General features: G+C 67.6%; 10 protein-coding genes and 2 rRNA genes. 2 read left to right on the plus strand and 10 right to left on the minus strand.

Going from position 1 to position 12715, the window contains the following annotated elements; all coding sequences use genetic code 11:
* The first annotated feature begins 86 nt into the window (after window positions 1-86).
* Both AC2RP6_RS18365 and AC2RP6_RS18370 read left to right on the plus strand, forming a co-directional pair.
* Entirely contained in the window at window positions 87-905 is an 819-nt protein-coding gene (locus tag AC2RP6_RS18365; RefSeq protein WP_030833467.1) for an ECF subfamily RNA polymerase sigma factor, BldN family, read from the plus strand.
* 237 nt (window positions 906-1142) lie between these two features.
* On the plus strand, window positions 1143-2351 hold the full coding sequence (locus tag AC2RP6_RS18370; RefSeq protein ID WP_486447173.1) for a DUF5667 domain-containing protein: 1209 nt from the start codon (window positions 1143-1145) through the stop codon (window positions 2349-2351).
* A 54-nt stretch (window positions 2352-2405) separates the two neighbouring features.
* Here the strand turns inward: AC2RP6_RS18370 and AC2RP6_RS18375 are convergent, their stop codons facing one another.
* The 10 genes from AC2RP6_RS18375 to AC2RP6_RS18420 all read right to left on the minus strand — a co-directional run bounded on the left by AC2RP6_RS18375 (window position 2406) and on the right by AC2RP6_RS18420 (window position 12562).
* Window positions 2406-3401 carry a lysophospholipid acyltransferase family protein gene (locus AC2RP6_RS18375; protein WP_486447174.1) on the minus strand — a complete coding sequence of 332 codons (996 nt, stop codon included), beginning with the start codon at window positions 3399-3401 and terminating at the stop codon, window positions 2406-2408.
* Window positions 3401-4477, minus strand: coding sequence for an NAD-dependent epimerase/dehydratase family protein (locus AC2RP6_RS18380; protein ID WP_486447175.1), 1077 nt, complete (start codon window positions 4475-4477; stop codon window positions 3401-3403). Before AC2RP6_RS18380 ends, AC2RP6_RS18375 begins: the two co-directional genes overlap by 1 nt.
* Window positions 4478-4572: 95 nt before the next feature.
* Window positions 4573-4671: a 30S ribosomal protein bS22 gene (locus AC2RP6_RS18385; RefSeq protein WP_003948845.1), complete on the minus strand. Its 99-nt coding sequence runs from the start codon at window positions 4669-4671 to the stop codon at window positions 4573-4575.
* Between the two features lie 142 nt (window positions 4672-4813).
* The gene (locus AC2RP6_RS18390) at window positions 4814-5023 is read right to left on the minus strand and encodes a helix-turn-helix domain-containing protein (RefSeq protein WP_008738568.1); all 210 of its coding nucleotides are present in this window, start codon (window positions 5021-5023) and stop codon (window positions 4814-4816) included.
* A gap of 114 nt (window positions 5024-5137) precedes the next feature.
* The gene (locus tag AC2RP6_RS18395) at window positions 5138-5968 is read right to left on the minus strand and encodes a phosphatase (protein ID WP_486447176.1); all 831 of its coding nucleotides are present in this window, start codon (window positions 5966-5968) and stop codon (window positions 5138-5140) included.
* Window positions 5969-6063: 95 nt separating this feature from the next.
* Entirely contained in the window at window positions 6064-7212 is a 1149-nt protein-coding gene (locus tag AC2RP6_RS18400) for an acetoin utilization protein AcuC (protein WP_486450371.1), read from the minus strand.
* Complete coding sequence (locus AC2RP6_RS18405; protein WP_486447177.1) at window positions 7184-8416, minus strand: MFS transporter; 1233 nt, start codon at window positions 8414-8416, stop codon at window positions 7184-7186. Before AC2RP6_RS18405 ends, AC2RP6_RS18400 begins: the two co-directional genes overlap by 29 nt.
* A gap of 43 nt (window positions 8417-8459) precedes the next feature.
* Entirely contained in the window at window positions 8460-9113 is a 654-nt protein-coding gene (locus AC2RP6_RS18410; RefSeq protein WP_486447178.1) for an HAD family hydrolase, read from the minus strand.
* A 130-nt stretch (window positions 9114-9243) separates the two neighbouring features.
* Window positions 9244-9360, minus strand: a 5S ribosomal RNA gene (gene rrf, locus AC2RP6_RS18415).
* A 78-nt stretch (window positions 9361-9438) separates the two neighbouring features.
* Window positions 9439-12562: ribosomal RNA gene (locus tag AC2RP6_RS18420) — 23S ribosomal RNA — on the minus strand.
* Window positions 12563-12715 lie beyond the last annotated feature (153 nt).

The following is a 12715-nucleotide window of genomic DNA, read 5'->3' on the forward strand; positions in this document are numbered from 1 at the left end:
CAAACGCATGCCACCGGTCATCCGTCCCCACGACGGGTGAACGGTCCCGCACTGCACGTGATGGAAGCTCTGCCTCTGGGAGTCCCGTGTACCCACCTGTCGGGGTTGACGCCTCGGGCCTGGCTCAGCTGCGCGCAACGGTCCTCGACCACCTGCGCGGCTTCGTCCCCACCGCGTACACCGCCCCCGCCTTCGCCGCCGCGGTTCCTGCCGGCCTCGGCCCGGCCGGTCCCTGCTACGCCCTGACCGACGGCGGGGCGACGGTGGGCAGACGAGGCCGCTCGGCGGCCGGCGGCTCGAACGGCGCGGCCGGCACGAGCACCCAGGCCGCCCCCCGCCGCCCCCTGGCGGACAGCGACCAGGCCCGCATGATGGACCTGGTCGAACGCGCCCAGGCCGGAGAGGCCGAGGCCTTCGGCCGCCTCTACGACCAGTACAGCGACACGGTCTACCGCTACATCTACTACCGCGTCGGCGGCAAGGCGACCGCGGAGGATCTCACCAGCGAGACCTTCCTGCGCGCCCTGCGCCGCATCTCCACCTTCACCTGGCAGGGCCGCGACTTCGGCGCCTGGCTCGTGACGATCGCCCGCAACCTGGTGGCGGACCACTTCAAGTCCAGCCGCTTCAGGCTGGAGGTGACCACCGGGGAGATGCTCGACGCCAACGAGGTGGAGCGCAGCCCCGAGGACTCCGTCCTGGAGTCCCTTTCCAACGCGGCCCTGCTGGAAGCCGTACGGAAACTGAATCCGCAGCAGCAGGAATGCGTGACCCTGCGCTTCCTGCAGGGCCTCTCGGTCGCCGAGACGGCCCGGGTGATGGGGAAGAACGAGGGCGCCATCAAGACGCTCCAGTACCGGGCGGTCCGCACCCTGGCCCGCCTCCTCCCCGAAGACGCCCGCTGACGGACCCGCCCAGACAACCTCATCCGACCTCACATCCGGTGACCCCTCGATGACGCTGTGGTCCGATCATCCTTCGTCCGTAACCCAACTGCCGCGACGCTCGTTGTGCGGAATGCAGGCTCCCTGTGGACACGCCCTGCCCGAAGCCGCTCACTCGAAAGTGTGGATGTGCTCAAGGAAGGCAACCTTCCGGACACCTTGGGGAGTCGATCGTCATGACGAGAGGAGGTGCCGCCAGTGATCGCGAACGTGACCCCGCACCGGCGGGCGAACGCCTTCGCCCAGGCCCTGGAGGATCGGAACCCATCCGACCTTTCGGAACCGGACCCGGCGGCCGAGCAGTCCGAGGCACCTGCCGAATCTGCTGACCACGACCGGTTGTTGGCCCTGGCGAGCGTGCTCGGCGAACGGATGCCGCGCCCAGTGCTGGACCCCGAGGTCAAAGTGGTGCAGCGGGCGCAGCTCGTTGCCGCCATGGAGGCCATGGTGCTGGAGGAGAGGGCCGGGGGCGGTGCCGCCCCGGACCCTCTGGTGCCCGAGCAGCGGACCGGCCGCGGCGCCCACCGGGCGACCCCGCTCCGGAAATTGCGGCCCCGCTCCCGCTGGTCCAAGGGCATCGCAGCGGGCGGCCTCACCGTGGGTGTGGCCGCGGGGGCCTTCAGCGGAGTGGCCGCTGCCAGTTCCGACGCCCTGCCCGGTGACCACCTCTACCCCGTGAAGCGGGGGATGGAGGACCTGAAGCTGGGCATGGCCGACGACGACGCCGAGCGCGGAGAGCTCTATCTGGACCGGGCCTCCAACCGGCTGTCGGAGGCCCGCAGGCTGATGGAGCGCGGCCGGACGGGCACCCTGGACCACGAGTCCCTGGGCGCGATCCGGCGGGCGCTCTCGGGCGTCAAGCACGACGCGGAGGAAGGCCACCGCCTCCTCCAGGCCGCGTACGACCGGGACGGCTCCCTCGGCCCGATCCAGACGCTGTCGTCGTTCTCGCGCTCCCACCGCGACGCGTGGGGCAAGCTGCGCGAGAAGCTCCCCGTGCAGCTCACCGACGTCGGTGGTGAAGTGGACTCGGTCTTCCAGGCCATAGACGAAGACGTGGCGCCGCTCCAGAGCCTGCTCCCCAAGCCGCCGGAGCAGACCCGCGGCGGCTCCGGCTCGTCGGGCTCCCCCGCCAAGCCGGAAACGCCCGGCGGTGCCAAGCAGTCCAGCCCCTCGGCGGGTACGCCGTCCGGCAGCAGCCCCGCGCCGTCCCCCTCGGGCAGCACCCGGCCGCCGGCCGACGGCGGCCTCCTCGGCGGTACCGGCGACCTGCTCAACCCGCCCGCGGGGCAGTCGTCGCAGCCCTCCCCGGGCACCCCGGAGAACCCGAAGCCGGAGATCACGCTGCCGCCCCTGCTCCCGGGTCTCCTCCCGGGCCTGGGCCTCGGCGCGGAGGACGCGGAGTAGGGACGCCCGCGAGAGCGGTGGTGGGCCGGGCCGTTCAGCCCCGGCCCACCACCGTCAGAAGAACACCGACCTGCGCTGCACCAGCAGCTTGTAGAGCGTGTGCTGGATCTGCTCCCGCACCTGGTCCGTCAGGTTGAACATCAGCATCGGGTCCTCCGCCGCCTCCGCGGCGTACCCGTCGGTCGGGATCGGCTCACCGAACTGGATCGTCCACTTCGTCGGCAGCGGCAGCGCCCCCAGCGGCCCCAGCCACGGGAACGTGGGCGTGATCGGGAAGTACGGGATCCCCAGCAGCCGCGCCAGCGTCTTCGCGTTCCCGACCATGGGGTAGATCTCCTCCGCCCCCACGATCGAGCAGGGCACGATCGGCGTGCCCGCCCGCAGCGCCGTCGACACGAACCCGCCGCGCCCGAACCGCTGAAGCTTGTACCGGTCCCCGAACGGCTTCCCTATCCCCTTGAAGCCCTCCGGCATCACCCCGACCAGCTCCCCGGCCTCCAGCAGCCGCTGCGCGTCCTCCGCGCACGCCAGGGTGTGCCCCGCCTTGCGGGCCAGCTCGTTGACCACCGGCAGCATGAACACCAGGTCCGCCGCCAGCAGTCGCAGGTGCCGCTCCGCCGGGTGGTGGTCGTGCACCGCGACCTGGAGCATCAGCCCGTCCAGCGGCAGCGTCCCGGAGTGGTTCGCCACGATCAGCGCACCGCCCTTCGCCGGGATGTTCTCGATGCCCTTGACCTCGACCCGGAAGTACTTGTCGAACAGCGGCCGCATCAGGGACATCAGGACCTGGTCCGTCAGCTCCTTGTCGTAGCCGAAGTCGTCGACCTCGTAGTCGCCGGTGACCCGTCGGCGCAGGAACGCCAGGCCGCCGGCGATCCGCCGGTCCCAGTCGGCACCGCGCTCGGCCGGGGCGGCCCGCTGCTCCGGCACGGGGGCGGCCGGCTCCCGGGCCTCAGGCGCGGCCTGCTCGGCCGCCGGCACCGACCGCACGCGGCGGGGCTTCCGGCGCGGCCGGTCCTCGTCGAACGGAATGACTTTGGCGTCCGCCACTATCGTCTCGCTCCCTCAACCGTGTCGACGTCGTCCCGCGGGCCCTCCGCGTCCAGCATGGCCGCCACCCGGTCCACGGCCCGCCCGACCCGCTCGGGCGGCAGCAGCCCGCTGCCGCGGCTGCGCGCGAAGTCCGCGAAGGTCTCGGTGGTCGTGTAGAGCGGCTCAAAGCCGAGGACCTCGCGCATCTGCGTGGTCTCCACGACCCGGCCGTGGGTGAGCAGCCTCATCTGCTCGGGCGAGAAGTCCGTGATGCCGACCGCCCGCAGCGCGGACCCCAGCCAGGTGAGCGCGGGCAGCAGCAGCGGCAGCGTGGGCCGCCCCAGCCGCCGCGAGCACTGCGACAGCAGCAGGACGCCGTCACCCGCGATGTTGAAGGTCCCGCTGTTCAGCGTCCCGCGCCGGGGCTCCTGCGCGGCCAGCCGCAGCACCTCCAGGACGTCGTCCTCGTGCACGAACTGCAGCCGCGGGTCGTAGCCCAGCACGGTCGGCAGCACCGGCATGGAGAAGTACTCGGCGAGCGCCGAATCGGCGAAGGGCCCCAGGATGTTCGCGAACCGCAGCACGCACACCGCGACGTCGGGCCGCCGGCGCGCGAAGCCCCGTACGTACCCCTCGACCTCGGCGGCGTCCTTGGCGAAGCCGCCCGACGGCAGCGACTTGGGCTGCGTGGTCTCCGTGAAGACGGCCGGATCGCGCGGGGTCCCCCCGTACACGCTGGTACTGGACTTCACCACGAGCCGCCGTACCGTCGGCGATTTCTGGCAGGCGCCGAGGAGCTGCATCGTCCCGATGACGTTGGTCTCCTTGACGGCACTGTGCGCGCCGCCCGCGACCGGCCGGCCGCCGGTGACCGCCAGATGGACCACCGTGTCCACGGCGTGCTCGGCCAGGACCCGGGCGATCGACGACTGCCGGATGTCCGTACGGACGAACTCCGCCGACCCCAGCCGGTGCGGCGGTGTCACGGCGTCCACCGCGATCACCCGCTCGACGTCCGGGTCGCGCTGGATGCGGCGCACGAAGCGGCCGCCCAGCTGCCGGGCAGCCCCGGTGACGAGTACGACCTTCCCCACGAGCTCAGCGCCTCCCTCGAAGAAGTACCCGGCTGCACCGCAGCCCCTCCACCAAGAATGGTGGAGGGGCTGCGGAGAACACGTACAGCTGCCGTTTACTTCTTGTTACGGCGCTGGACGCGGGTGCGCTTGAGCAGCTTGCGGTGCTTCTTCTTAGCCATCCGCTTGCGCCGCTTCTTGATAACAGAGCCCACGACTACCCTCGCTCACTTCTCTTCACTGGTGCGGGGCGTCTGGGCCCACACGACCTACGTCGGCCTAGCCTACCCGCCCGAGCTCCGAGCCCGTAATCCGAGTGCTTCCCGGGAGTCACGAAGGCGTCAGGACCCGTCAGTCTCAGGCCGACTCCACCCCCACATAGGACTCTCGGAGGTACTCGTGGACCGCGTTCTCGGGGACCCGGAAGGACCGGCCCACCCGGATTGCGGGCAGATGACCGTTGTGCACCAGCCGGTACACGGTCATCTTCGACACTCGCATCACCGAGGCGACCTCCGCCACGGTCAGGAACTGAACCTCACTGAGAGGCCTCTCGCCAGCAGCCATGACACACCTTGACCTTCCGCGCATGACGGGCACCGGCTTCCCCTCCGGTTACTCCTCGTCGTCGCACGCTCACTCCCCAGAGTAGGGGCGCGTGATACGAGTGGGGAAGAGGAGCTACGGCCACTCCTGTCGCCCCGTCAGACTCGCCCGGCCCAACACGAACCGGGCAAGCGGATGGTAGTAGTCCGATCGCACGGCGTCATCAAGCGGAACGGCGACGGAGACCCGCCCCTCCGCCTCCCCCACGAAGAGCGCAGGATCGTCCGTGTCGGCCAGCCCGATCGCTTCCACGCCCAGCTGACCTGCACCGCAGACCCATCCGTGGTCACCCACCACCAGGTCCGGGAGCGGCTCGCCGGCCTCCGCCAGCGCCCCCAGCGCCATCCGAACCGGCAGGGGCGAATGACTGTGCACGCCGGTCGCACTCCCCGGCGGCCGCACGCCGGGTTCCCGCACCAGTGCGACCCCCCGTACGTAGGCGATGCAGTGCGTGCGTACGCCGAACCGGGTCGCCATGTCGACACACGCCCCCTGCGCCGGGGTGAGGACAACACATCCCGCCGCCGACATCGCCTCGGCCAAACCGGCGTAGAAGCCCAGGAGCCGATGCGGATGGCCCGTCCCGAACAACACGTGCGACCCCGCCCTCGCCGCCTCCCGCAGCCGCCCCGCGAACGCCTCCAGCGCCGCCACCGTCCGCTCCGGATCGATCACGTCCGGGCCGCTGACGTGCGAGGGATCCGCCGAGACACCGCACTTGTCCGCCATCAGCCTCAGCAGGTCACCCTCGCCCCAGCCCCACTCGGGATCCAGCCCCAGCAGCACCCTCGGGTCCCGCGCCGCGAACAGCCGGTAGCTGCGCAGGCTCTCCTCCCGGGAGGTGGCGACGGGCCCGGCCAACCGGGCGGCCAGCAGATGCGCACGCAGCGCGCCGGTGCTCAACACCCTCCGATGCTCTCCCACCCCATCTGCCAGGTCATCAATTCCGGCGAACAGCCCCACAGTTGGCGTAACGATGCATCACCGCCCGCACCACCCGGTCAGGTCAGCATGCCGCGCAGGGGGAACACCGCCCGCCGCGTGGCGAGGACGGCCTGATCCGTGCGGTCCGCCGGGTCGTAGCCCGCCTCCCAGTCCCGCCACGACGGACTGCGGCCGTCGGTCATCCGCTGCGGCGCCCACTGCCGCGTCCGCGCGTACACCTCGTCGCGCCACGACGCCGGGACCGCCGCCTGCGGGTCCACCGGCCGGTGCGCGGCGATCGCCACCAGGTGCGTCCACGACCGCGGTACGACGTCCACCACCGCGTACCCGCCGCCGCCCAGCGCCAGCCACCGCCCGTCCGCGTACGCGTGCGCCAGTCCGTGACAGGCCTCCTGGACGGCCCGCTGGGCGTCCAGCGACACCGCCAGGTGCGCGAGGGGGTCCTCGAAGTGCGTGTCGGCCCCGTGCTGGGTCACCAGCACCTGCGGCCGGAAGTCCGCCAGCAGCTCCGGCACCGTCGCGTGGAACGCCCGCAGCCACCCCTCGTCCCCGGTACCGGCCGGCAGCGCCACGTTCACCGCCGAACCCTCCGCGGCCTCACCGCCCGTCTCCTCCGGCCAGCCCGTCTGTGGGAAGAGCGTCCGCGGATGCTCGTGCAGCGAGACCGTCAACACCCGCGGGTCGTCCCAGAAGGCCGCCTGTACGCCGTCCCCGTGGTGGACGTCCACGTCCACGTACGCCACCCGCTCCGCGCCCAGCTCCAGCAGCCGCGCGATGGCCAGCGACGCGTCGTTGTAGACGCAGAAACCGGCCGCCGCGCCCGGCATCGCGTGGTGCAGCCCGCCGGCGAAGTTCACCGCGTGCCCGGCCTCGCCCCGCCAGATCGCCTCCGCGCCCGCCACGGACTGACCGGCGATCAGCGCCGACGCCTCGTGCATCCCGCGGAACGCCGGATCGTCCGTCGTGCCCAGCCCGTACGACCCGTCCGCGGACCCCGGGTCCGCCGACACCCCGCGCACCGCGGCGACGTAGTCCTCCCGGTGGACGAGCCTCAGCGTCGAATCACCGGCCGCGGGGGCCGCCCGTACCTCCATCGCCCGGTCCAGCCCGAAGGCGCGCACCAGGCCCATGGTCAGCGCCAGGCGCACCGGGTCCATCGGATGGCTCGGCCCGAAGTCATACCCCGTTACCGCCTCGTCCCACATCAACAACCCGGTCACCGGCTCGCCGCTCATGGTCGACACCGTATCGGGCCTCCCCCGGCCCGAACGATCGGGCATGCAGCAGCGTGATCAGCACCAGGACCATCGGCACCAGCATCGCGCCCCGGTAGCTCCATGCGTCACCGATCGCGCCGACGAGCGGGGACCCGATCAGGAACCCGACGTAGTTGAAGATGTTCAGCCGCGCGACCGCCGTGTCGGACGCCCCCGGGAACAGCCGCCCGGCGGCCGCGAACGTCTGCGGCACGATCACGCACAGCCCGACGCCCAGCAGCGTGAACCCGAGCATCCCCGCCCCCACCCCCGGCGCGGCCGCCACGACCGCGAACCCGCAGGCCGCGAGCAGCGTCCCGCCGCGCACCACGGCCACCGCCCCGAACCGCCGGACGCCCAGGTCGCCGACGGCCCGCCCCACGAGGGTCGTCACCATGTAGACGTTGTAGGGGACGGTCGCCGTCTGCTCCGAACTCCCCAGCACGTCCTGGAGGTACTTGGCACTCCAGTTCGCCACCGTGGAATCCCCGATGTACGCGCACGCCATCACCAGGCACAGCGGCAGCAGGAGCGCGAACCCCCCGGCGCCCAGCCCCTTCTCCGCCGGGACGTCCGGCGCGGTGCGGTCGGACCGGTCGACGTAGTGGCGGCTGCCCAGCAGCGCGAGCGGCAGCAGCACGGCCACGGCCGGCAGGTAGCCGGTGAACAGGCCCAGGTGCGCGTGCGCCCCGTACCAGGCCGCCGACGCCCCCAGGATGCCGCCCAGGCTGTACGCGGCGTGGAAGCCCAGCATGATGCTCCGCCCGTACGCCTTCTGCAGGCTAACCCCGAGCATGTTCATCGAGGCGTCCAGCGCCCCCACCGACAACCCGAACGCCCCCAGGGCCACCGCCACGTGCCACAGCCGCTCGCCCGCCCCCACGCCGAGCAGGGACAGCTGCACCAGCGGCTGGGCCCACCGCAGGACGACACCCGGCGGGACCCGCTTGACGAGGTGCTCGGTAGCGACGCTCGCCACGCCCGCGAGGACCGGGACGGCCGCGAGGAAGACGGGCAGCAGCCCGTCGGATATCCCGTACCGGTCCTGGATGGCCGGGATCCGGGTGACGAGCAGGGCGAAGGTCACGCCCTGCACGAAGAAGCTGAACCCCAGGGCGCCGCGGCCGCGGCGCAGCCGCACATCATCCGTCATGGCGGGTCAGCGTAGGCCCCGGGGCTACCCGTGGGTAGAGAGATCACACGGGCAGTTGCAGGAGCAGCGGGAGCTGCATCATGTCGCCGAAGTACCCGGTGGCTCCGGGGAGCTCGTCCGAGGGCAGCATCGCGGTGTACCCGTAGACGTCCATCCCTGCGGACGCGGCGGCCCGGACCCCGCGCGGGCTGTCCTCGACGACGACGCACCGCGCGGGCTCGACGCCCATCTGCCGGGCGGCGTGCAGGTAGAGGTCGGGCGCCGGCTTGCCGAGGCCCACGTCGTCCGCGCTGAAGATCCATTCTTCCTCGAACCATCCGTCGAGGCCGGCCACGCGGTGCGCGACCCGGATCCGTTCGTGACCGCTGGAGGAGACCAGGCAGTAGCCGATGCCGTGGGCGGTCAGGGCCCCGAGGACCTCTTCCACTCCCGGGACGGGCTTGAGCTCCTGCTCGAACGCGGCACTGATCCGTGCGTGCAGCGTCTCGTCGAAGTCCGCAGGCAGCCGCTCCCCGGTCCGCTCCAGGACGAGCTCGTGCACCCGGCGTCCGGCGGCTCCCATGTAGTCGCGGACCGACTCCTCGTAGGTGGTCGGGTGCCCCAGCTCGGTGAGGTACCCGGCGAGGACGTTGTTGGCGAGCGGCTCGCTGTCCACCAGCACGCCGTCGTTGTCGAAGATGACCAGGTCGTAGCCCATACACCCACATTACGGAGGAAAGGGATGCGGGGCGTTTCCGCCGTGCCCACCCCGGCACCGGGTCACCCGACCGGCCCGTGAACGCAGAAAAGCCCCGCACCAGAAGGTGCGGGGCTTTCCCACAATGATTGTTCGGCGGCGTCCTACTCTCCCACAGGGTCCCCCCTGCAGTACCATCGGCGCTGAAAGGCTTAGCTTCCGGGTTCGGAATGTAACCGGGCGTTTCCCTAACGCTATGACCACCGAAACACTATGAAATTTGAACGCTGGTGTGTAATCACAGCTGTTCGTTATTTCAGAACTAACACAGTGGACGCGAGCAACTGAGGACAAGCCCTCGGCCTATTAGTACCAGTCAGCTTCACCCGTTACCGGGCTTCCACATCTGGCCTATCAACCCAGTCGTCTACTGGGAGCCTTACCCTCTCAAGGAGGTGGGAATACTCATCTTGAAGCAGGCTTCCCGCTTAGATGCTTTCAGCGGTTATCCCTCCCGAACGTAGCCAACCAGCCATGCCCTTGGCAGGACAACTGGCACACCAGAGGTTCGTCCGTCCCGGTCCTCTCGTACTAGGGACAGCCCTTCTCAATATTCCTACGCGCACAGCGGATAGGGACCGAACTGTCTCACGACGTTCTAAACCCAGCTCGCGTACCGCTTTAATGGGCGAACAGCCCAACCCTTGGGACCGACTCCAGCCCCAGGATGCGACGAGCCGACATCGAGGTGCCAAACCATCCCGTCGATATGGACTCTTGGGGAAGATCAGCCTGTTATCCCCGGGGTACCTTTTATCCGTTGAGCGACGGCGCTTCCACAAGCCACCGCCGGATCACTAGTCCCGACTTTCGTCCCTGCTCGACCCGTCGGTCTCACAGTCAAGCTCCCTTGTGCACTTACACTCAACACCTGATTGCCAACCAGGCTGAGGGAACCTTTGGGCGCCTCCGTTACCCTTTGGGAGGCAACCGCCCCAGTTAAACTACCCATCAGACACTGTCCCTGATCCGGATCACGGACCGAGGTTAGACATCCAGCACGACCAGAGTGGTATTTCAACGGCGACTCCACCCCAACTGGCGTTGGGGCTTCAAAGTCTCCCACCTATCCTACACAAGCCGAACCGAACACCAATATCAAACTGTAGTAAAGGTCCCGGGGTCTTTCCGTCCTGCTGCGCGAAACGAGCATCTTTACTCGTAGTGCAATTTCACCGGGCCTATGGTTGAGACAGTCGAGAAGTCGTTACGCCATTCGTGCAGGTCGGAACTTACCCGACAAGGAATTTCGCTACCTTAGGATGGTTATAGTTACCACCGCCGTTTACTGGCGCTTAAGTTCTCAGCTTCGCAACCCCGAAAGGTCACTAACCGGTCCCCTTAACGTTCCAGCACCGGGCAGGCGTCAGTCCGTATACATCGCCTTACGGCTTCGCACGGACCTGTGTTTTTAGTAAACAGTCGCTTCTCGCTGGTCTCTGCGGCCACCCCCAGCTCACGGAGCAAGTCCGATCACCAGTGATGGCCCCCCTTCTCCCGAAGTTACGGGGGCATTTTGCCGAGTTCCTTAACCATAGTTCACCCGAACGCCTCGGTATTCTCTACCTGACCACCTGAGTCGGTTTAGGGTACGGGCCGCCATGAAACTCGCTAGAGGCTTTTCTCGACAGCATAGGATCATCCACTTCACCACAATCGGCTCGGCATCAGGTCTCAGCCTTCTATGAGGGACGGATTTGCCTACCCCTCGGCCTACACCCTTACCCCGGGACAACCACCGCCCGGGCTGGACTACCTTCCTGCGTCACCCCATCGCTTACCTACTACAAGTCTGGTTCGTCGGCTCCACCACTTTCCATTCCCCGAAGGGTCCGGAACGGCTTCACGGACTTAGCATCGCCTGATTCGATATTGGGCGTTTCAAAGCGGGTACCGGAATATCAACCGGTTGTCCATCGACTACGCCTGTCGGCCTCGCCTTAGGTCCCGACTTACCCTGGGCAGATCAGCTTGACCCAGGAACCCTTAGTCAATCGGCGCACACGTTTCTCACGTGTGTATCGCTACTCATGCCTGCATTCTCACTCGTGAACCGTCCACAACTAGCTTCCGCTGCTGCTTCACCCGGCACACGACGCTCCCCTACCCATCACAGCCTCCGTTGGGAGTATTGCTGCAATGACACGACTTCGGCGGTACGCTTGAGCCCCGCTACATTGTCGGCGCGGAATCACTTGACCAGTGAGCTATTACGCACTCTTTCAAGGGTGGCTGCTTCTAAGCCAACCTCCTGGTTGTCTCTGCGACTCCACATCCTTTCCCACTTAGCGTACGCTTAGGGGCCTTAGTCGATGCTCTGGGCTGTTTCCCTCTCGACCATGGAGCTTATCCCCCACAGTCTCACTGCCGTGCTCTCACTTACCGGCATTCGGAGTTTGGCTAAGGTCAGTAACCCGGTAGGGCCCATCGCCTATCCAGTGCTCTACCTCCGGCAAGAAACACACGACGCTGCACCTAAATGCATTTCGGGGAGAACCAGCTATCACGGAGTTTGATTGGCCTTTCACCCCTAACCACAGGTCATCCCCCAGGTTTTCAACCCTGGTGGGTTCGGTCCTCCACGAAGTCTTACCTCCGCTTCAACCTGCCCATGGCTAGATCACTCCGCTTCGGGTCTAGAGCGTGCAACTCAAACGCCCTGTTCGGACTCGCTTTCGCTACGGCTTCCCCACACGGGTTAACCTCGCTACACACCGCTAACTCGCAGGCTCATTCTTCAAAAGGCACGCAGTCACGACCCATTGGGTAAACCCAATGAGCGACGCTCCCACGGCTTGTAGGCACACGGTTTCAGGTACTATTTCACTCCGCTCCCGCGGTACTTTTCACCATTCCCTCACGGTACTATCCGCTATCGGTCACCAGGGAATATTTAGGCTTAGCGGGTGGTCCCGCCAGATTCACACGGGATTTCTCGGGCCCCGTGCTACTTGGGAGATGAGCAAGCAAGCCGTACAGATTTCAGCTACGGGGGTCTTACCCTCTACGCCGGACCTTTCGCATGTCCTTCGCCTATCCATACGGTTTCTGACTCGCCTCACAGCCGGCAGACTGTGAAAGCTCATTCCCACAACCCCGCATGCGCAACCCCTGCCGGGTATCACACGCATACGGTTTGGCCTCATCCGGTTTCGCTCGCCACTACTCCCGGAATCACGGTTGTTTTCTCTTCCTGAGGGTACTGAGATGTTTCACTTCCCCTCGTTCCCTCCACACTGCCTATGTGTTCAGCAGTGGGTGACAGCCCATGACGACTGCCGGGTTTCCCCATTCGGACACCCCCGGATCAAAGCTCAGTTGGCAGCTCCCCGGGGCCTATCGCGGCCTCTCACGTCCTTCATCGGTTCCTGGTGCCAAGGCATCCACCGTGCGCCCTTAAAAACTTGGCCACAGATGCTCGCGTCCACTGTGTAGTTCTCAAACAACGACCAGCCACCCATCACCCCACCAGACAAACTGGTGAGTTCACTGGGGCCGGCACTGAAGACATGACCTTGCGGCCGTACCTTCAGGACCCAACAACGTGCCAAGCACGACCCTTC

The sequence above is a fragment of the Streptomyces sp. WAC03905 genome (assembly GCF_057371075.1).